Raw genomic sequence first — 20,622 nt, 5'->3', positions numbered from 1 at the left:
AGATGCAATTCGTATTTGACGGTCACAACGACGTTCTCCTTCGACTCTGGACACATTCAAAAGACGGCAGCGACCCGATCGCGGAATTCGCAGACGGCACGACGGTCGGCCATATCGATGCGCATCGGGCTAGAGAGGGCGGTCTTTCAGGCGGTCTCTGTGCCATCTATATTCCCTCGGGCGATCTCGTCTTCGCCGATCCGGATGCCCACGGCTGCTATATGACGCCGATGGCGGCCCCTCTCGATCCGCTGCCATCCCTTGCCATCGCCAATGAAATGGCGGCGATCGCGCTGCGGCTCGACCAGGCCGGCGCCTGGCGGCTCTGCCGGACGGTGAAGGATATCCGCGGCGCCATGGCGGATAACATTTTCGCCGCCGTCATGCATATGGAAGGCTGCGAGGCGATCGGTGTCGATCTCTCGGCGCTCGAGGTGTTCTACGCGGCAGGGCTGCGGTCGCTCGGTCCGGTCTGGAGCCGGCACAATGTCTTCGGTCACGGCGTACCTTTCGCCTTCCCGATGTCGCCGGACACGGCGCCGGGCCTTACCGATGCCGGCTTCGCGCTGGTCAGGGAATGCAATCGCCTCGGCATCCTGATCGACCTTGCCCATATCACCGAGAAGGGTTTCTGGGACGTGGCGAAGAAGACGGACCAGCCGCTGGTCGCCAGCCATTCCAATGCCCACGCCCTGACGCCGGTCGCGCGCAACCTGACGGACAGGCAGCTCGATGCGATCCGCGAAAGCCGCGGGCTCGTCGGCATCAACTATGCCACCGCCATGTTGCGTGCCGACGGCCGCTCGGACAGCGACACGCCGCTTGCCGACATGATCCGCCATATCGACTATCTTGTGAATCGCATCGGCATCGACTGCGTGGCGCTCGGATCGGACTTCGACGGGGCCACCATTCCGGAGGAAATCGGTGATGCAGCCGGTAATCAGAAGCTGATTGCCGCTCTCAGAGAGGTTGGCTATGCTGACGCCGACCTGGCAAAACTTGCCCGTGAAAACTGGCTTCGCATTCTGGCCCAGGCTTGGCGGGAGGACCACGCCTAAGCCTTTCGTATTCAATCAAAAAACAGGGGAACAGACCATGATGATGACCAAACTCAGCCGCAATTTTCGCCTGCTTTCCGCGGGAGCCGCTCTTTCGCTCCTGATGATGGCGGCACCCTCGGCCTTTGCCGAGACACCGAAGGATACGCTGGTCGAAGGTTTCGCCATCGACGATATCATCACGATGGATCCGGGTGAGGCTTTCGAGCTTTCGACCGCCGAAATCACCACCAACAGCTACAGCCTTCTCGTCCGTCTCGACATGGACGACACGTCCAAGGTGAAGGGCGATCTGGCCGAGAGCTGGAGCGTTTCCGATGACGGCCTTACCTATACGTTCAAGCTGAAGTCAGGCCTGAAATTCGCCTCCGGCAACCCGATCACCGCCGAAGACGTCGCCTGGTCGTTCGAGCGTGCCGTCAAGCTCGACAAGAGCCCAGCCTTCATCCTCACCCAGTTCGGTCTGACCGGCGACAACGTCGCCGAAAAAGCCAAGGCGGCCGATGCCGGCACTTTCGTCTTCACGGTCGATAAGGCCTATGCGCCGAGCTTCGTGCTCAACTGCCTGACGGCAACCGTCGCTTCCGTCGTCGACAAGAAGCTGGTGCTGGAGCATGTGAAGGCGGTGACGCCCGATGCCGACCACAAATACGACAACGACTTCGGCAATGAATGGCTGAAGACCGGCTATGCCGGCTCCGGCCCCTATAAGATGCGCGAATGGCGCGCCAACGAAGTCGTCGTGCTGGAGCGCAATGACAATTATTATGGTGACAAGGCAAAGCTCAACCGCGTCATCTATCGCTATATGAAGGAAAGCGCTGCCCAGCGGCTGGCGCTCGAAGCCGGCGACATCGATATCGCCCGCAACCTCGAGCCGGGCGACATCGACGCCGTGTCGAAGAATGCGGATCTGGCGACAACCAGTGCGCCGAAGGGCACGATCTATTATGTCAGCCTGAACAACAAGAACGAGAACTTGAAGAAGCCGGAAGTCCAGGAAGCCTTCAAATATCTGGTCGATTACGATGCGATCGGCGCAACGCTGATCAAGGGAATCGGCGAGATCCATCAGACCTTCCTGCCGAAGGGTCAGCTCGGCGCACTCGATGAGAACCCCTACAAGCTCGATGTCGCCAAGGCCAAGGAACTGCTGGCCAAGGCCGGCGTACCCGACGGTTTCTCGATCACCATGGACGTGCGCAACAGCCAGCCGGTGACCGGTATCGCCGAATCGATGCAGCAGACGCTGGCGCAGGCCGGCGTGAAGATGGAAATCATCCCCGGCGACGGCAAGCAGACGCTGACCAAGTACCGCGCCCGTACGCACGACATGTATATCGGCCAGTGGGGTTCGGACTATTTCGACCCGAATTCCAATGCCGACACCTTTACCGGCAATCCTGATAATTCCGATGCCGGCACGGTGAAGACGCTCGCATGGCGCAACACCTGGGAAGCGCCGGAGCTCGACAAGCAAGCCAAGGCAGCCCTTCTGGAACGCGACGCCGCCAAGCGCGCCGCCATATATCAGGACATCCAGAAGAAGTACCTGGCAAACAGCCCCTTCGTCTTCATCTTCCAGCAGACCGAGGTGGCCGGCTACCGCAAGAGCGTGAAGGACTTCAAGCTGGGTCCGAGCTTCGACACCAATTTCGTCGGTCCGATCGCCAAGGAATAGTCCGGCAGGATTAATCGCTTGAGCACCGTCGAAACAACACAGGCGGCGCGGCCCCGAAAGGGCCGGGCCGGCGCCTTTGCAAAGGCGCTAGGGCGGTTTCTGTTTGCCGCCGTCACCACCTATCTCGGCCTTCTGGCCGTGACCTTCTTCATCGGCCGCGTCGTGCCGATCGATCCCGTGCTCGCCATTCTCGGCGACCGCGCGCCCAACCATGTCGTCGAGCGTGTACGCCAGGAAATGGGCTTCAACCTGCCGCTCTATCAGCAGTTTTTCATCTATATCAAAGGCATCCTGTCCGGCGATTTCGGCAATTCGGTGCTGACGACCAATCCTGTGATGGTTGATATCCGCCGTGTGCTGCCGGCGACAATCGAGCTCGCGACGCTCGGAACGCTCATCGGCGCCTTCGTCGGCGTACCGCTCGGCGTTCTCGCCGCGGTGCGCCGCGGCAGCATCGCCGACCAGGTGGTGCGCGTCGTCGGTCTCGTCGGGTATTCGGTGCCGATCTTCTGGCTTGCGCTGATCTCGCTCGTCATCTTCTATGCGCAACTGCGCTGGGTGGCCTTTCCCGGCCGTATCGACATCGTCTTCGAATATACGTTCACGCCGATCACCGGCCTCTACCTGCTCGACAGTGCCTGGCAGGGGCAATGGGACGTCTTCTATGATGTCTTCCGCCACATCATCCTGCCTGCCTCGCTGCTCGGCTATTTCTCGCTCGCCTATATCAGCCGCATGACGCGCAGCTTCATGCTGAACGAGCTTTCCCAGGAATATATCGTTGCCGCGCGCGCGAAGGGGCTTTCGGAAACGCGGGTGATCTGGGGCCATGCGCTGCGCAATGCCGCCGTGCCGCTCGTCACTGTGATTGCGCTTTCCTATGCCGGCCTGCTCGAAGGATCGGTGCTGACGGAGACCGTCTTTTCCTGGCCGGGCATCGGGCTCTACATCACCAATTCGCTGCAGAACGCCGACATGAACGCCGTGCTCGGCGGCACGATCGTCATCGGTACGGTCTTTATCGGCATCAACCTTCTGTCCGATCTTCTCTACCGGACGCTCGACCCGAGGACGCGAAACCGATGACGGTTCCCGCCAGCCCATCCCAACCAATGAGCCGCCGCGAATGGCTGCTTTCCGACCGGCCGCAATCGCGCCTGCAGGCCCGCCTCGGCCGCACCTACGTCACCTGGCGTCAGTTCACGGCCAACAGGCTCGCCGTTGTCGGCCTGCTGATCATCGTGGCGCTGCTTTTTATCGCCGCCTTTGCCGATGTGCTCGCCACGCATAACCCCGTTGTCGGCGATCTTCGCAATGCCCGCCTGCTGCCACCCGGCACGGGCGAATTCTGGCTCGGTTCGGACGATCAGGGCCGCGATATCTACTCGCGGCTGATCTACGGATCGCGGTTGACACTGCTCGTCGTCGTGCTCGTCGCCGTCATCTCGGCGCCGGTCGGGCTGATCGTCGGCACGGTCTCCGGTTATGCCGGAGGCTGGGTGGATGCGACGCTGATGCGCATCACCGATATTTTCCTCGCCTTTCCGAAGCTGGTGCTGGCGCTCGCCTTCGTCGCAGCCCTCGGTCCCGGCATCCAGAACGCGATCATCGCCATCGCCATCACCTCCTGGCCGCCCTATGCCCGCATCGCGCGCGCCGAGACGCTGACGGTTCGGCGTTCCGACTATATTTCGGCGGTGAGGCTGATGGGCGCCTCGCCGCTTCGCATTATTGTGCGTCATGTCATGCCGCTCTGCATTTCCTCACTGATCGTGCGGGTGACGCTTGACATGGCGGGCATCATCCTGACGGCGGCCGGTCTCGGTTTCCTCGGTCTGGGGGCGCAGCCGCCGCTGCCGGAATGGGGTGCGATGATCGCCTCGGGACGGCGCTTCATCCTCGATCAATGGTGGGTCGCAGCGATGCCCGGCATCGCCATCCTCATCGTCAGCCTCGGTTTCAATCTCCTCGGCGACGGCTTGCGCGACGCGCTCGATCCAAAGGAGAGCGGCCAATGACGACGCTTCTGACGGTCGATAACCTCAAAGTCAGCTACCCCACGCGCACCGGCGTGATCGAGGCCGTGCGCGGCGTCTCCTTCACGCTCGGCAAGGAAAGGCTCGGAATCGTCGGCGAATCCGGTTCCGGCAAGTCTCAAACCGGACGGGCAATCATGGGCCTGACGCCGAAACACGGTATCGTTACGGCCGACAGGCTTAATTTCAACGGCATCGATCTCATCAATGCGTCTGCCGGCGAAAGGCGCAGGCTGCGCGGCAAGCGTATCGCCATGATCCTGCAGGATCCGAAATATTCGCTCGATCCCGTCATGTCGATCGGACGGCAGATCTGCGAAACGCTGCGCACGCATGAGAAGGTCGGCAAGGCGGAGGCGCGCGAGCGCGCGCTCGCCATGCTGGAAGCGGTGCAGATCCGCGATCCGAAACGTGTCTTCGACCTGCATCCGCACGAGGTCTCGGGCGGCATGGGGCAGCGGGCGATGATCGCCATGATGCTGATTGCCGGGCCTGAACTGCTGATTGCCGACGAGCCGACCTCGGCGCTTGACGTGACGGTGCAACTCGACGTGCTGCGGATCATGGACAGGCTGGTGTCCGAGCGCGGCATGGGGCTGATTTTCGTCTCCCATGATCTGAGGCTGGTCTCGTCCTTCTGCGACCGCGTCATCGTCATGTATGCCGGCAAGGTCGTCGAGGAGCTGGCGGCGGCCGATCTCAAACATGCGCAGCATCCCTATACGCAGGGGCTCCTGAACTGCATGCCCGAGATCGGTGCAAACCGCCATCCGCTGCCGGTGCTCGACCGCAAGCCGGAGTGGGCGGCATGAGCGCAGCTCTCGATATCGACGATCTCAGCGTCGTCTACGACCATTTTCATGCGCTGAAGGATGTCAGTATCGCCATCGAAAGCGGCGAATCCTTTGGTCTTGTCGGCGAGTCCGGCTCGGGAAAATCGACCTTGCTGCGAGCCGTTGCCGGACTTGCACCGATCAGCGGCGGGGCGATCAACATCGATGGTGAGCCGCTGAAAGGTTCGAAGCGCAGCAAGGCCTTCTACCGGCGCGTGCAAATGGTCTTTCAGGATCCTTACGGGTCGCTACATCCGCGCCAGACGATCGATCGGCTTCTGCTCGAACCGCTTGCAATCCACGGCATCGCCGACAGCGAGAAGCGCATCGCCCGAGCGCTCGACGAGGTCGGCCTCGGCAATGGTTTCCGTTTCCGCTACCCGCACCAGCTCTCCGGCGGCCAGCGCCAACGCGTGGCGATCGCCCGGGCGCTGATCGTGGAACCGTCGATCCTGCTGCTCGACGAGCCGACATCGGCGCTCGACGCCTCGGTGCAGGCCGAGGTGCTGAACCTGCTGGAAGAGATCCGACGCGACCGCAAGCTTACCTTTGTTATGGTGAGCCATGATCTCGGTGTCGTCACCCATATGTGTGAAAGGCTCGCCGTGATGCGCAACGGCGCCGTCGTCGAGCGGCTGAGCTCACAGGCACTGGCAGAAGGCGCGGTTCACGAGGACTATACGAGAAATTTGATGATCGCGAGCAAGGGTTTCGTCAAAGCGTGAAAGCCAATCTTTTCAAACCTTTGAAAAGAAAAGACCGGCGGCGGTGTTAAGGATAATGGTTTCCTAAAAGACGACCATTCAACTAGACTATTGACAGCTGCCTTGCTTCTGTCATGATCCTGTTAACGTTTGTTAGCTTTCGTGATCGATGGAGGTTGATTGCATGTTCTTTCTCGGTGGGATGACCATGGGTTACCTCGATCCTCCTGTTAAAGCCGATTGCCGGGAACAGATTTCGGCATCCATTCCTGCGGAAAAGGACCGTCGGCTGATCGAGACTTCCTCCAACCCGCCCCAGACCGAGAACGCTGTCGAGCGCTCGTTGATCTGGGCATGGCGCACGCTCTGCTAAAAGGTCTGGTTGAATTTTCTCTTTCGTTCGCCCTGGACGGAAATTTATCTCTACCTACTGATAGACAAAATACGAATATAAGCGCGAGCCGCACAACCGGCCGAACGAGAACAACGGAGGCGACATATGGCAGATCTGGGTATTTCGCATGCTCACGTGAACCAATATGGTTCCGTACCGACCAAGAAGCCGCTCACCACGCGCCACAGGCTTCAGACGATGCTCCATGGCGCGATCTTCACCGCAGCATTCCTGTTCGTCGTAGCCATGGTTTGCGGCGTCGTCGGGTAATCCGGCGGATGACTAGCGTCGGCAGGTGCCGGCGCTGCGGCGGTTTCCGCCTTTATTGAATTCCGGAACATTAATTTGTCTCGGTTTTCCGAGACTCTTCATCATCATTCTTCTGTACTTTTTCACGCCATCCAAAGCGCGCCACGGCGAACTTGCTCATGCGTGGCGCGCAAGCCGGCCCAATTCGCCGGCAGGCGCATGATCCGGCGATTCTTCTTTCCTTTTTCTGAAATCGAAGCCGTTGATCGCCGGGACCAGGTGCCGGCACTTTCGTCATTCCGACCGCCCACGCTAGCCCGCCGGGCGAGTGGCGAACGCCTCTTGACTTGAATTATCCCGATAGTGTCCAAATTTCCGACATAGCTTTCGCGGAGAGGGTATCGATGGTCTCGATCCCCTCGGGCCACGTCCTGAACCAGGGCTTGGCCCGTTTGCATCGCTTGGCCCGAGTGTCGTTCACCCCGGCTTCATCGATCTTTGAAGAATAGGGCTCCGTTCATGTAGCAGTCATGATAAGCAGTGCAAAAGGCTGAGCAAAACAGCCATAACTTCGTTTGGATCCAGAACCGAACCCATGTCTATTTCTCATCTTTCTCCGAGCCTTCCGCGCGAACCCGATATGAAGCAGATCGATCACAATGGTTCGATCCGTTCGACCTATCTGTCGATCGAAGACATCAAGGCGATGGGCGATGCGGTCGCCCGCAACGGCGTCGACCAGCTGCCGGCTTTCGCCCCCTTCGATTTCTTCGCGCGCCATAAGGAAAACGAGAAGGAAATCCTGCGCGTCTACCGGACAACGGCGACCGACGTCGAGGCCGGCGAGACGATCACGCCGGCGGCAGAATGGCTGCTGGACAATCACTATATCGTCGAAGAGGCGATCCAGGAGGTGCGGCGCGACTTTCCCCGCCGCTTCTACCGCGAATTGCCGACCATGGTCGTCGGTGGCGTCGAGGTGCCGCGCACCCTCGTGCTTGCCTGGCTCTATGTCGCCCATACCCACAGCACGATCTCGCAGGAAAGTTTGACGGCGCTGGTCGATGGCTTCCAGGCCAGCGAGACGCTCAGGATCGGCGAACTCTGGGCGTTGCCCTCTCTGGTGCGCTACGTGCTCGTCGAAAACCTTCGCCGCATTTCGAGCCGTGTCGAAGCCAGCCGCCGGCTGCGCCGCCGCGCCAACGAGGCAGCCGACGAATTGGTGCGCCTGACCGACCCAGCCGGGGCGGCCGCCTATCTAAAGACGCTGGAACCGCTTGCCGAGGACAATACCTTCTCGACGCAGTTCCTCTATCGCCTGCGCGACGGCTCGCAGACGTCGAGCCTGGCGATCACCTGGCTCGACGAGCGGCTGGAAGAGCTCGGCCGCAACACCGAAGAGGCGACGACGGCCGAACACAGCCGGCTTTCGTCCGGCAATGTGACGATGGGCAACATCATCCGCAGCCTTCGCGAGATCGATGATGCCGAATGGTCGGTCTGGGTCGAGCAGGTCAGCCATGTCGACAAGCTGCTCTGGGAGCATTCGGACTACGGCATCCTCGATTCCGGCTCGCGCAACAAATATCGCAAGCAGATCGAGAAGCTGGCCAAGCGCTCGCCGCTGTCGGAAATGGAAATCGCCCAGCTGGCGCTCGACATGACCGATGCCGCCAAGGCCTCCGACGAGCCGCAGCCGCATGAACCGAATGTCGGCGGCTTCCTGTCGGGCGCGCAGCGGCCGAAGCTCGAGGCGCGGGCGAACTATCGTCCGACGGTCACCCAGCATTTCGTGCGCGCCGTTCGCCGGTTCAACTGGCTGGCGATTGCCGTGCCCGTCATGCTGCTGACGGTCATCGCCATGGCAATCGTCGGCAAGTTCATGGCGAATGCCGGCATGGGGGCGGTCGAAATCGCCCTGCTGCTGATCATGTTCTCGGTGCCGGCGTCGGAGGGGGCGACAGGTCTCTTCAACACCTTGCTTTCCTTCTTCGTGACACCGGCGCGCCTCGTCGGCTACGAGTTCAAGGACGGCATTCCGGAAGATGCGCGCACGCTGCTCGTCGTGCCCTGCCTGATCTCGAACCGCGACAGCGTCGACGACCACGTGCGCAATCTCGAGGTCCATTATCTCGCCAATCCGCGCGGCGAGATCTATTTCGCGATGCTCAGCGACTGGCCGGACAGCGAGGTCGAGGAAACGCCTGCCGATCTCGAGGTTCTCGATTATGCCAGGCGCGAGATCGCCAATCTCTCCGCCCGTTATGCCTATGACGGCAAGACGCGTTTCTATCTGCTGCATCGCCGCCGCCTCTATAATCCCTCGGAAGGCGTCTGGATGGGCTGGGAGCGCAAGCGCGGCAAGCTGCACGAGCTGAACATGCTTCTGCGTGGCGACCGCGACACGACCTATCTGCCGGGTGCCAATACCGTGCCGGCCAATGTACAATATGTCATGACGCTCGATGCCGATACACGCCTGATGCGCGATGCCGTCACCAAGCTCGTCGGCAAGCTCTATCATCCGATCAACCGCCCGGTGATCAATCCGAAAACCGGCCGTGTCGAAAGTGGCTACGGCGTGCTGCAGCCGCGCGTCACCCCGTCGCTGACGACGGGCAAGGACGCGTCGGTCTTCCAGCGCGTCTTTTCGATCAACCGCGGCCTCGATCCTTACGTTTTCACCGTATCCGACGTCTATCAGGATCTCGCCGGCGAAGGCACCTTCACCGGCAAGGGCCTTTACCATGTCGATGCCTTCGAAGCGTCGCTGAAGGGCCGGATTGACGAGAACTCCGTGCTCAGCCACGATCTTCTCGAAGGCTCGATGGCGCGTTGCGCGCTCGTTACCGATCTCGAACTGGTGGAGGATTTCCCGATCCGCTACGAGGTGGAAACCTCGCGCCAGCATCGCTGGGCGCGCGGCGACTGGCAGCTTCTCCCCTACATGTTCAATCCAAAATATGGCGTCACGGCACTCGGCCGCTGGAAGATGTTCGACAATCTGCGCCGCTCGCTGACGCCGATCGCCTGGTTCTTCGCCTCCGTGCTCGGCTGGTATTTCATGGGTCCGCTCGGCGCGCTCATCTGGCAGATTCTGCTGATCTTCTGCCTCTTCGTCGCGCCGACGCTATCGCTCATCAACGGCATCATCCCGCGCACCAGCGATATCATCGCCCGCGCCCATCTCTATACGGTCTGGGCCGATATCACGGCTGCCAATGCGCAGGTTGCGCTGCGCATCGTCTTCATCGCCGATTCGGCTTGCATGATGGCGGATGCGATCGGCCGGTCGCTCTACCGCCTGTTCGTCAGCCGCAAGCTGATGCTGCAGTGGCGGACCGCCGCCAGCGTTCAGGCCGGCGGCCAGGGCACGCTGATTTCCTATTACAAGGCGATGTGGCATGCACCGGCGCTGGCGCTGCTGGCGCTCGGTTTTGCCGCTCTTCCCGGCGACAACGCCTTCCTCGTCGGCATTCCCTTCGCGCTGCTGTGGATCCTGTCGCCTGTTGTCGCCTGGTATGTCAGCCAGTCGGCGGAGACCGAGGACCGGCTCGAGGTCGCCGATTCCGTGTCGAGCGAACTGCGCAAGATCGCCCGGCGCACTTGGCGTTATTTCGAAACTTTCACGACCGCCGAGCAGAACTATCTGCCGCCTGACAATATCCAGGAAACGCCGCATGTGATCGTCGCGGCGCGCACCTCGCCGACCAATATCGGCGTCTATCTGCTTTCCGTCGTTTCCGGCCGGCATTTCGGCTGGTTCTCCTTCGAGGAGACGCTCGAGCGGCTGGAGCAGACGATCGCGACGATCGACAAAATGGAGAAATTCCGCGGTCACCTGTTCAACTGGTACCACACCGATACGCTGCAGACGCTTGGGCCCCGTTACGTCTCTGCCGTCGACAGCGGCAATCTCGCCGGCCATCTGATCGCCATTTCGTCGGCCTGCCGCAACTGGGCCGAGGCGCCGTCCGCTCATATGCAGGGCAATCTCGACGGCGTCGGCGACACGGCCGGCATTCTCCGCGAAGTGCTGGCGGACCTGCCCGATGACCGCAAGACCGTGCGCCCGCTGCGCCGCCGCCTGGAGGAGCGCATCGTTGGCTTCCAGAACGCGCTTGCCGCCGTCAAACGCGAGCACGAATTTGCCTCGATCCGAATCATCAACCTTGCGGTTCTCGCGCGCGACATCGAGAAGCTCGCCGCCAATCTCGACCATGAGGTCAAGTCGAAGCAGAGCGAAGAGGTCACCCAATGGGCGGCATCGCTGGTGAAGGTCTGCGAGGCGCATATTTCCGACAGCACCTTCGACCTTTCCAAAGTCGATGCGCTGAGGCCGCGCCTGGTGGCGTTGCGCGACAAGGCGCGCGATCTCGCCTTCTCGATGGATTTCGGCTTCCTGTTCCGGCCGGAGCGGCGTCTGCTGTCGATCGGCTATCGCGTCGAAAGCGGTGAACTCGATCAGGCCTGCTATGACCTTCTCGCCTCGGAATGCCGCCTGACCAGCCTCTTCGGCATCGCCAAGGGCGACCTGCCGACGGAACACTGGTACCGCCTCGGCCGCCAGGTCGTGCCCGTCGGCTCGCGCGGTGCGCTGGTGTCCTGGTCCGGCTCGATGTTCGAATATCTGATGCCGCCGCTCGTCATGCAGGAGCGCGGCGGGGGTATTCTCAACCAGACCAACAATCTGGTCGTCGTCGAGCAGATGAATTACGCCCGCAAGCTCGGTATTCCCTGGGGCATTTCGGAAGCCGCCTTCAATGCCCGCGACCATAACCTCAATTATCAGTACACGAATTTCGGCGTGCCGACGCTCGGCCTGAAGCGCGGTCTCGGCCACAATGCCGTTATCGCGCCCTATGCCTCGCTGCTTGCCAGCCAATACGATCCGCCGGCTGCGCTGGAAAACCTGCAGAGGCTGCGCAAGCTCGGCGCACTCGGCAAGTTCGGCTTCCACGACGCCGTCGACTTCACGCCGACGCGCGTGCCGGAAGGCAAGAAATGCGCGGTGGTCTACAATTATTATGCCCACCATCACGGCATGTCGATCGCGGCGGTTGCCAATGTCGCCTTCAACGGTCATCTGCGCGAACTCTTCCACGCCGATCCTGTCATCGAGGCGGCGGAACTGCTGCTGCAGGAAAAGGCGCCGCGCGACATTCCCGTCATGAGCGGCAAGCACGAATCCGATACGCCCGCCAGCATCCAGGACGATCTCCTGCGGCCGGAACTCAGGAAGATCAGCGATCCGGCTTCGCGCGACCGCGAACTCGTCTTCCTGTCGAACGGCCATTATTCGGTGATGCTGACGGCGACGGGCGCCGGTTATTCCCGCTGGAACAATCTTTCCGTTTCCCGTTGGAAGCCTGATCCGACTGAAGACCGCTGGGGCAGTTTCATCTTCCTGCGTGATACCGCCACCAACGAATGGTGGTCGGCGACATCAGAGCCGAAGGGCGTCGAAGGCGAAAAGACCATGGTCGAATTCGCCGACGAGAAGGCGCAGTTCACCAAGATTGTCGGCGACCTCACAAGCGAGGTGGAGTGCATCGTCGCCACCGAGCATGATGCCGAGGCCCGTCGTGTTACGCTGCTCAACATGGGCACGGAAGACCGTTTCATCGAGGTCACCTCCTATCTCGAGCCGGTGATCACCTCCGACGATACCGACAATGCGCATCCGGCATTTGCCCGCATGTTCGTCAAGACAGAGATCGGCAAGCGCGGCGACGTCATCCGTGCCGAACGCAACAAGCGCGATCCGAACGAGCCGAACATCAGCATCGCACATCTGATCGTCGACAATGCCGGCGACACCCGCCATACCGAATTCGAGACCGACCGGCGCAAGTTCATCGGCCGTGGCCGCAGTCTTGCCGATGCGGCCGCCTTCGACCCGGGCGCTACGCTTTCCGGCAGCGACGGCTTCATGCTCGATGCCGTGATGTCGCTGCGTCGCACCGTCCGCGTACCGGCCGGCAAGAAAGTCAGCGTGATCTTCTGGACGATTGCGGCGCCAAGCCGCGAGGAAGTCGACAAGGCGGTCAATCGCTACCGTCATCCCGACGCCTTCACCCACGAGCTCGTCCAGGCCTGGACACGCACGCAGGTGCAGATGCGCCATGTCGGCGTCACCTCCCAGCAGGCGGCGGCCTTCCAGCATCTTGGACGCTATCTCGTCTATCCTGATATGCAACTGCGCAAGGACGAGGCGACCGTCGAGGCCGGCCTGCAGTCGCAATCAGCGCTCTGGCCGCTGGCAATCTCCGGTGACTTCCCGATCTTCACGCTGCGCATTAACGACGACATGGATCTCGACATCGCCCGCGAGGCGCTGCTGGCGCAGGAATATCTGCGCTCGCGCGGCGTCACCGCCGATCTCGTCATCATGAACGAACGCGCTTCGTCCTATGCGCAGGACATGCAGCATGCGCTTGACGCCATGTGCGAAAACGTACGTCGCATGGGCCAGGCCGACGGGTTGCGCCAGCATATCTTTGCGGTTCGCAAGGACCTGATGGAGGAAGCCACTTATCATGCGCTGATCGCGGCTTCCCGCGTCACGCTGCACACCAAGAACGGCAAGGTGGTCGACCAGATCAACCGCGCCGTCGCGCTGTTTGCACCCTCGAAGGAGGAACTGCAGGAGATGGAACGGGCCGAGCGCAACAAGGCCCCCGTCAAGCGTATTGCGCCGGTGCCGCCACCTGTCGTGCCCGCCGTCGTCATCGAGGAGGAAGGCGATCTCGACTTCTGGAACGGCATCGGCGGCTTTGCCCGCGACGGACGCGAATATGTCGTTCGGCTGCCTGGAGGTCATGCGACGCCGCAGCCCTGGATCAATGTCATTTCCAACGACAGCTTCGGCTTCCACGTGTCGGCCGAGGGCTCGGGCTTCACCTGGAGCGTCAATTCGCGCGACTATCAGCTGACCTCCTGGTCGAACGATGCAGTGGTCAACCGTTCGGGCGAGGCGTTCTATCTCACCGATCTGGACAGCGGTGCTGTCATGACGCCGTTCGCAGCGCTTTCCCGCCGTCCGGACATCCGTTTCGAAGCCCGCCACGGGCTCGGCTATTCCGTCTTCTCCAGCGTTCAGCACGATATCGCGCTCGAGCTGACGCAGACGATCGACCGCGAAAAGCCGGTGAAACTGCAACGCCTGCGCCTGCGCAACACCGGTTCGACCAGTCGCAAGCTGCGTCTCTACGGCTATGTCGAATGGATCCTCGGCAGCAATCCGGGACGCACGGTGCCTTTCATCCTGTCGAGCCATGATGAGGAGACGGGGGCGCTATTTGCCACCAATCCCTACAGCATCGATTTTTCCAACCGTACTGCCTTCTTCGCGGCGAGCGAGACGCTTTCGAGTTTCTCGGCAAGCCGGCGCGAATTCCTCGGCAAGGCGGGGACGATCCAGGCACCGCAGGCCGTCATTTCCGCCGCCGCCCTTTCCGGCGCGACCGAACTCGACGGTGATCCGGCCGCGGCGCTTGCTATCGACATCGAGCTCGGTGCCGGCGAGGAGCGCGACTTCACCTTCTTCCTCGGCGATACCCCGACGGAAGAAGAAGCGCGGACTGTTATCGCCGATATCCGCAAGGCTTCGTTCGACGAGACCGTCGAGGCAAACCGCGCCTTCTGGCGGGATTTCACCGGCAGGCTGCAGATATCGACTCCGGATCGCGGGATGAACAATCTCGTCAACACCTGGCTGCCGTATCAGAGCCTCGGCTGCCGCATCATGGCCCGCACCGCCTTCTACCAGGCAAGCGGCGCCTTCGGCTTCCGCGACCAGCTGCAGGACACGCTGGCCTTCGTGCTGCACGAACCCTCGCTTGCCCGCCGGCAGATCCTGAATGCCGCTTCGCGGCAATTCCGTGAAGGCGACGTACAGCATTGGTGGTTGCCGGGAACGGGTGCGGGCGTGCGCACGCTGATCTCCGACGACGTCGTCTGGCTCGCTTACGCGATCCATCACTATTGCAGCGTCACCGGCGACAAAAACGTCCTCGATGAGGAGATCGCCTTCCTGGAAGGGCCAGCACTGCTCGAAGGCCAGCACGACTCGTTCTACAAGCCGGAAATTTCCGAGGACAAGGCGAGCGTCTACGAACACGCGGCGCTGGCGCTCGATCTTGCCATCGCTCGCAAGGGGGCAAACGGCCTACCGCTGTTCCTCGGCGGCGACTGGAACGACGGGATGAACCGCGTCGGCATCGGCGGGCGCGGCACCAGCGTCTGGCTCGGCTGGTTTCTGGCGGGCGCATTGCGCTCCTTCATTCCCTATGCCGAAGAGCGTGGCGACACGGCCCGCATGGAGCGCTGGGCGGCGCATCTTACTGAGCTCAAGAAGGCGCTCGAAACTGCGGCCTGGGATGGCGGCTATTATCGCCGCGGCACGTTCGACGACGGTGCACTGCTTGGCTCCAGGGAAAGCCCGGAATGCCGGATCGATTCGATCGCGCAGTCCTGGAGCGTGCTGTCGGGCGAGGGCGATCCGGACCGCGCCGTCACGGCGATGGAGGCTGTGCTCGACCAACTGGTCGACGAGGATGCCCGCATCATCCGGCTGTTCACGCCGCCTTTCGTCAATTCTGCCAGGGATCCCGGCTATATCAAGGCCTATCCGCCGGGTGTGCGTGAAAATGGCGGGCAATATACCCATGCGGCGACCTGGGTGGTGATGGCGCTGGCGGAGCTGAAGCGGGGCGACGATGCCTTCCGCTGCTTCCAGATCCTCAATCCGATCACCCATGCGCTCGACAAGGCTTCAGCGGAGCAATACCGCGTCGAACCCTATGTCGTGGCGGCCGACGTCTACGGAAACGAGCCTTATACGTCACGCGGCGGCTGGACCTGGTATACCGGGTCAGCCGGCTGGCTCTACCGCGCCGCCGTCGAGGGCATCCTCGGTATCCGGCTGAAGGATGGTCGGCTCTATGTGCGCCCGTCGCTCCCGTCGAAATGGGACGGTTTTGCGGCAGAGGTGGAGCAAGGCGGCGGGAAATACCGCATTTCGGTCTCAAAAGCGTCCAATGACAGCGGCTACACTCTGGCAATCAACGGCTGCGAAGTCACCGATCCCGAAGAGGGATATCCGCTCGGATAACAGCGTTCTCCACGCTGAAAAACACGGCGATTCGCGACGGCCAAAAGGGAACCCTTTTGGCCGTCGTCGCGTTTGCAAATCGGATAATAAGGAGAAACCCATGGCAAGCACGCCGACCCAAGCCATCGTCACGGGGCGCAGTTCCCTATCCGCAGCTGCGCCGGTGCGTGACACGAGGCTCGACGTCTTGCGCGGCGTGGCGCTGATCATGATCTTCATCAATCATGTTCCCGGACAGATCTTCGAATATGTGACGACGAAGAATTTTGGTTTCTCCGATGCCGCCGAAGCCTTCGTGCTGATCTCGGGCATTGCCGTCGGCCTTGCCTATGGGTCCCGCTTCCAGCCGGGCAACCGGCTGACGGTGGCGATCAAGGCGGTAAAGCGCGCCTTCACGCTCTATCTCGCCCATATGATCACCACCTTCATGACGCTGGCGCTCTTCATCTGCGGTGCCTGGCTGTTCCATCGGCCGGGCTTGCTGGTCGAGATTAATATCCTGGCGGTTCTGATGAACCTGAAGGAAGGCATTCCGGCGCTGCTCCTGCTCGGCCACCAGATCGGCTACAACAATATCCTGCCGATGTACGGGGCGCTGATGCTGATGGTGCCGATTATCCTGCTGTTGAATGCGCGCAGCCCTTGGCTGGCGCTCGGCGTCTCGGCTACGGTCTGGCTGCTTGCGGGCATCTATGAAGTGGCGCCGCACAACATGCTGATCGAGAGCTACTGGTTCCTCAATCCGCTCTCCTGGCAGTTCCTGTTTTCGATCGGCATCGTCTCGATGCTGCATATCAAGCGCGGCGGCACGATCCCGCAGCACCCGCTGCTGCTGACGGTCGCTGCCGGTTACGTCGTGCTGTCCTTCATCTGGGTGACCGGCCATCTCTGGATTTTCGGCAACTCGCTGGCGGCACTCGGCCTGCCGCCTGTCATCACCGGTTTCGACAAGACTTTCCTGTCGCTGCCGCGGCTGCTGCACGTTCTGGCGCTGACCTACCTCGTTATCAGCATTCCCGCGCTCTCGCGTATCCTGCGCCGTCCTGTGGACCATCCGCTGACGATCCTCGGCCGCCATTCGCTGAACATCTTCGTCGCCGGCACGATCCTCGCCATGATCGGCCAGGTGGTGCTCTACATCACCAACAAGGACCAACTGGTCGGTCCGCTCTTCGTGATTGCAGGGATCGCGATACAATTCGCCTATGCCTATTATCTCGAGCGCAAACGTCAGCAGGGCAAGGTTAGGGGGAAACTCGTCACCGATACCGCCACCATCCCCGTTCCCGTCCGCATTGGCGGAACGGCAAATGCCTATCGCCAGAATGATCGGAAATAGGGCTGGGATTTTGCTCGACATGAAGGAGCCGGTGGCCGATGGCCGCCGGCTCAATTTTTATGCATGAGGATGTTCACCAACTTGCCGAAGGGATCTCGGACATAAAAGCGTCTGACGCCCCAAGGCTCATCGGCCGGGCCGTACTCGATCGGGAAGCCTGAAGCCGACATCGCCTCGAAAGCGTCATCGAGGTCATCAACCTCGATCGAGAGGTCCGGCACCTCCGTTCCGGAACCGCCTTCACTGGCGATGCTGAGCTGAATATTCATTGAGCGTGCGGCGCCGAACGTCGTGATCCAGCCGTGGTCCATGATGACGTCAAGACCGAGGATATCCTGATAGAAGCGCCGGGCCGGGGTGATATCCGCTGCCTGGATATTGGCGACGATGCGCAGGACCTTCATGGGTTTTCTCCCTATGCTCCGTTGACTGGCGAAGGATAGGGAAGATCGGCGGGGTGATCAATCATGTGGGTTGGAGCGGAGATGTTGTGCCGTGCACTACCCCCTCTGCCCTGCCGGGCATTTCCCCCGACAGGTGTACGGTCTTGATGCATACGTGACAGATGTTCGGAGACATGCCTGACACTTCCGCGATGATTTGTCGGGAGGTTCGGCATGGTTTGGCGGAGAGATGCGCGGCAGGGCGCGACGCCCGTCTCTCGGTTTTTCGAGAACGGTCTGAGGCTATGACTGCCTCGGCTTCCATCTTTGCGATCGTTGCGCGCAAGGCATTGCTGTCATAGGCTTTATCGCCCAGATGGCTTGAGCTGTCTGGTTATTGAGCTTGCGTGATGTCGCGACCTGGCCGGCCATCGTGATGAAGAGCAGGGGCGCTCGAGCGTATCGACCGGCATATGGGCCTTGGGCCGTCAGTCCACCTCTGGAACGCCCCAGCGCCTGATCCTTGGCCCCCCTTTTCCGCTCGCCGCCTGTTGATGGGCACGCACGATGGTACTGTCGATCATTAAGTACTGATTGTCCCGGTCAGCAGTGAGGGCATCAAAGACCCGCTCCCATACGCCGGCATGGCACCAGCGACTGAACCGGCGATGGACCGTCTTCCACTTGCCATAGCGCTCCGGCAGGTCCCGCCAGTGCGCGCCTGAGCGCAGCACCCACAAACACCCGTTCACAAACAGCCGGTTATCTACCCCCGTCCGACCTGGATCGCTGGCCTTGCCTGGCAACAAAGGCGCAATTCTCGACCATTGCGCCTCGTTCAACTCGTATCGCTTCACGCCCCTCAAAGGCCTCCGTGCTGCACACGGTACCTTATGAATCAGTGATCAACCGATTTGGGAATCCTGAATGTCGATCGGTCCTCAGCCCCAGAGCAAACGAAAAGGCCAGAAGGAGTTACCCTTCCGGCCTTTATCTCGAACCCAAACCGATCAGGCGGCTTCGGTGGTATGGGCCTTGCGGACCTCTTCGTCCGTCAGGATGCCGCTGGCGCGCAGCAGGGCGGCGAAGCGGCCGTTGCTGTGGCTGAGTTCGTCGAAGCTGCCCTGTTCGACGACACGGCCGTCATCCAGGAAGAGCACCATATCGGCTTCGCGGACCGTCGACAGGCGGTGGGCGATGATGAAGGTGGTGCGGTTCTGGCGCAGATTGTCGATTGCGGCCTTGACGCGGTTTTCGGTTTCGACGTCGAGCGCCGAGGTCGCCTCGTCGAGCACCAGGATCGGCGCGTCCTTGAGGATGGCGCGGGCAATCGCGATGCGCTGGCGCTCGCCGCCGGAGAGCTTGTTGCCGCGTTCACCGACATGCGTATCGTAGCGATCCTCGCGGGTCTCGATGAAGTCGGCAGCGGCGGCGGCTTCGGCCGCACGGCGCATTTCCTCTTCACTGGCGCCCTCGCGGCCAAGGCGGATATTGTCACTGATCGAACGGTTCAGCAGGCCCGCATCCTGGAAGACGGTGGCGATGTGGCGACGCAGCGACTTGCGGGTCACCTTGGTAATATCGGTTCCGTCGACGAGAATCTTGCCGCCCTGGGCATCGTAGACACGCTGCAGCAGGTTGACGAGCGTCGTTTTGCCGGCGCCGGTCGGGCCGACGATCGCGACCGTCTGGCCTGCCTTCACCGAGAAGGAGACGTTGTGCAGGCCCTGTGAGCTGTTGCCGAAGCCGAAGGAGACGTCGCGGAATTCGATCGCACCCTTGACGTCCTTGATCTCGCCGTTGCCGGCCGGCTCTTCACGTTCACGTACCGAGTCTTCCAGCGCATAGAATTCCTCAAGCTTGGAACGGGCCTCGAAAATCTGCGTAGCGAACTGGCGCATCAGGTCGAGACGGCCGATCAACAGGTTGGCAAAGCCGATGAAGGCGATGACTTCGCCGACGCGCAGCTGGCCGGCCTGGACGAGCATGGTGCCGATGATCAGAACCACCATCATCGCGATGGTCGACGCCATGCGGTTCAGTGCGCCGGCGATCGCCCACCAGTCGAGCACCGGATACTGGGCTTCGAGCAGACGGTCGGCGAAGGATTTCAGCGCCCTGGTTTCGGCCTCGATGCGGTTGTAGCTGTGCAGGACAGAAACGTTGCTAATCGAGTCGCTGACATGCGAGAAGACGGTGTGATAATGGTTCTCGACCGAAGCCTGGCCGTCCTTGGTGCGGCTCATGACGACGCGGCCGATCAGCCAATAGGCGATGGCGAGCACCATGAGTACTGCGGAAAGGCGCAGATCCATCGACATTGCGGTCGGTATCAGAAGGGCAAGCGCGATGACCGTCGACAAGTGGTTGCGCATGAATTCCAGCCAGAGGCCGAACAGTGTCTCGCAGGCGCGCAGCAACGTATGCAGCGCGTTAGAGGTGCCGCGCTGATGATGCCAGCCGAGCGGCATGGAAATGATGCGGCCGAAGGCTTCCGTCAACAGCGTCGCTCGCCGGCCATGGGCCAGCCTGTCGGCCTCGCGGGCCACCAGAACGAAGGCAATGGTGTTGAAGACGGCGAAAGTCGCCCACATGAAGAGGATGGGCTTGACCTCACCCTTGCCCGAAATCGCATCGATGATGCGACCGAACAGGATCGGCTCCGCGATGGTGATCGTCGCAAGAACAATGTTTGCGACAACGACTAGGGATACGCGCAGCTTGTAGGCGCCAAGATAGCGCAGAGCCCTTGCATAGACCTTGAATAGCGTCACGTCGAACCTCTTTGCATCTGCGAAAACGGGATGATGCGATGCTACAAAAGGCT

General features: G+C 61.4%; 13 protein-coding genes. 10 read left to right on the top strand and 3 right to left on the bottom strand.

What is annotated here, in order from left to right:
* The first annotated feature begins 2 nt into the window (after positions 1 to 2).
* From AC245Y_RS21575 to AC245Y_RS21530, 10 genes are all read left to right on the top strand, one after another.
* On the top strand, positions 3 to 1,061 hold the full coding sequence (locus tag AC245Y_RS21575) for a dipeptidase (RefSeq protein ID WP_017995526.1): 1,059 nt from the start codon (positions 3 to 5) through the stop codon (positions 1,059 to 1,061).
* Positions 1,062 to 1,098: 37 nt separating this feature from the next.
* A complete protein-coding gene (locus AC245Y_RS21570; protein ID WP_017995525.1) occupies positions 1,099 to 2,742 on the top strand; it encodes an ABC transporter substrate-binding protein in 1,644 nt (547 codons plus the stop codon).
* Positions 2,743 to 2,760: 18 nt separating this feature from the next.
* Entirely contained in the window at positions 2,761 to 3,828 is a 1,068-nt protein-coding gene (locus tag AC245Y_RS21565) for an ABC transporter permease (protein ID WP_017995524.1), read from the top strand.
* Positions 3,825 to 4,760: an ABC transporter permease gene (locus AC245Y_RS21560; RefSeq protein ID WP_017995523.1), complete on the top strand. Its 936-nt coding sequence runs from the start codon at positions 3,825 to 3,827 to the stop codon at positions 4,758 to 4,760. The genes AC245Y_RS21565 and AC245Y_RS21560 overlap by 4 nt, the downstream gene beginning before the upstream one ends.
* The gene (locus AC245Y_RS21555; protein WP_012759462.1) at positions 4,757 to 5,590 is read left to right on the top strand and encodes an ABC transporter ATP-binding protein; all 834 of its coding nucleotides are present in this window, start codon (positions 4,757 to 4,759) and stop codon (positions 5,588 to 5,590) included. Before AC245Y_RS21560 ends, AC245Y_RS21555 begins: the two co-directional genes overlap by 4 nt.
* Positions 5,587 to 6,336 (top strand): ABC transporter ATP-binding protein, encoded by a 750-nt coding sequence (locus AC245Y_RS21550; protein WP_012759461.1) that lies wholly within the window; start codon positions 5,587 to 5,589, stop codon positions 6,334 to 6,336. Before AC245Y_RS21555 ends, AC245Y_RS21550 begins: the two co-directional genes overlap by 4 nt.
* Before the next feature lie 163 nt (positions 6,337 to 6,499).
* A complete protein-coding gene (locus AC245Y_RS21545; RefSeq protein WP_012759460.1) occupies positions 6,500 to 6,688 on the top strand; it encodes a hypothetical protein in 189 nt (62 codons plus the stop codon).
* A 126-nt stretch (positions 6,689 to 6,814) separates the two neighbouring features.
* Positions 6,815 to 6,979: a hypothetical protein gene (locus AC245Y_RS21540; RefSeq protein ID WP_003543858.1), complete on the top strand. Its 165-nt coding sequence runs from the start codon at positions 6,815 to 6,817 to the stop codon at positions 6,977 to 6,979.
* Positions 6,980 to 7,553: 574 nt separating this feature from the next.
* Positions 7,554 to 16,073: a glycoside hydrolase family 94 protein gene (locus tag AC245Y_RS21535; protein ID WP_017995522.1), complete on the top strand. Its 8,520-nt coding sequence runs from the start codon at positions 7,554 to 7,556 to the stop codon at positions 16,071 to 16,073.
* A 100-nt stretch (positions 16,074 to 16,173) separates the two neighbouring features.
* Complete coding sequence (locus AC245Y_RS21530; RefSeq protein ID WP_017995521.1) at positions 16,174 to 17,412, top strand: OpgC family protein; 1,239 nt, start codon at positions 16,174 to 16,176, stop codon at positions 17,410 to 17,412.
* A gap of 50 nt (positions 17,413 to 17,462) precedes the next feature.
* Here the strand turns inward: AC245Y_RS21530 and AC245Y_RS21525 are convergent, their stop codons facing one another.
* The 3 genes from AC245Y_RS21525 to AC245Y_RS21515 all read right to left on the bottom strand — a co-directional run bounded on the left by AC245Y_RS21525 (position 17,463) and on the right by AC245Y_RS21515 (position 20,569).
* The gene (locus AC245Y_RS21525; protein ID WP_012759457.1) at positions 17,463 to 17,816 is read right to left on the bottom strand and encodes a VOC family protein; all 354 of its coding nucleotides are present in this window, start codon (positions 17,814 to 17,816) and stop codon (positions 17,463 to 17,465) included.
* A 467-nt stretch (positions 17,817 to 18,283) separates the two neighbouring features.
* Positions 18,284 to 18,652, bottom strand: coding sequence for an IS5 family transposase (locus AC245Y_RS21520; RefSeq protein ID WP_157628345.1), 369 nt, complete (start codon positions 18,650 to 18,652; stop codon positions 18,284 to 18,286).
* 153 nt (positions 18,653 to 18,805) lie between these two features.
* The gene (locus AC245Y_RS21515) at positions 18,806 to 20,569 is read right to left on the bottom strand and encodes a glucan ABC transporter ATP-binding protein/ permease (protein ID WP_012759455.1); all 1,764 of its coding nucleotides are present in this window, start codon (positions 20,567 to 20,569) and stop codon (positions 18,806 to 18,808) included.
* Between the last annotated feature and the right edge of the window lie 53 nt (positions 20,570 to 20,622).

Source organism: Rhizobium sp. SRDI943, assembly GCF_057653695.1.
This window is presented reverse-complemented; position numbering and strand designations above follow the sequence as displayed.

What these genes read in the sequence shown, in the direction of transcription:
- AC245Y_RS21575 (WP_017995526.1), top strand. Translation starts at nt 3, where the DNA reads ATGCAATTCGTATTTGACGGTCACAACGACGTTCTCCTTCGACTCTGG.
- AC245Y_RS21570 (WP_017995525.1), top strand. Translation starts at nt 1,099, where the DNA reads ATGATGATGACCAAACTCAGCCGCAATTTTCGCCTGCTTTCCGCGGGA.
- AC245Y_RS21560 (WP_017995523.1), top strand. Translation starts at nt 3,825, where the DNA reads ATGACGGTTCCCGCCAGCCCATCCCAACCAATGAGCCGCCGCGAATGG.
- AC245Y_RS21555 (WP_012759462.1), top strand. Translation starts at nt 4,757, where the DNA reads ATGACGACGCTTCTGACGGTCGATAACCTCAAAGTCAGCTACCCCACG.
- AC245Y_RS21550 (WP_012759461.1), top strand. Translation starts at nt 5,587, where the DNA reads ATGAGCGCAGCTCTCGATATCGACGATCTCAGCGTCGTCTACGACCAT.
- AC245Y_RS21545 (WP_012759460.1), top strand. Translation starts at nt 6,500, where the DNA reads ATGTTCTTTCTCGGTGGGATGACCATGGGTTACCTCGATCCTCCTGTT.
- AC245Y_RS21540 (WP_003543858.1), top strand. Translation starts at nt 6,815, where the DNA reads ATGGCAGATCTGGGTATTTCGCATGCTCACGTGAACCAATATGGTTCC.
- AC245Y_RS21535 (WP_017995522.1), top strand. Translation starts at nt 7,554, where the DNA reads ATGTCTATTTCTCATCTTTCTCCGAGCCTTCCGCGCGAACCCGATATG.
- AC245Y_RS21530 (WP_017995521.1), top strand. Translation starts at nt 16,174, where the DNA reads ATGGCAAGCACGCCGACCCAAGCCATCGTCACGGGGCGCAGTTCCCTA.
- AC245Y_RS21525 (WP_012759457.1), bottom strand. Translation starts at nt 17,816, where the DNA reads ATGAAGGTCCTGCGCATCGTCGCCAATATCCAGGCAGCGGATATCACC.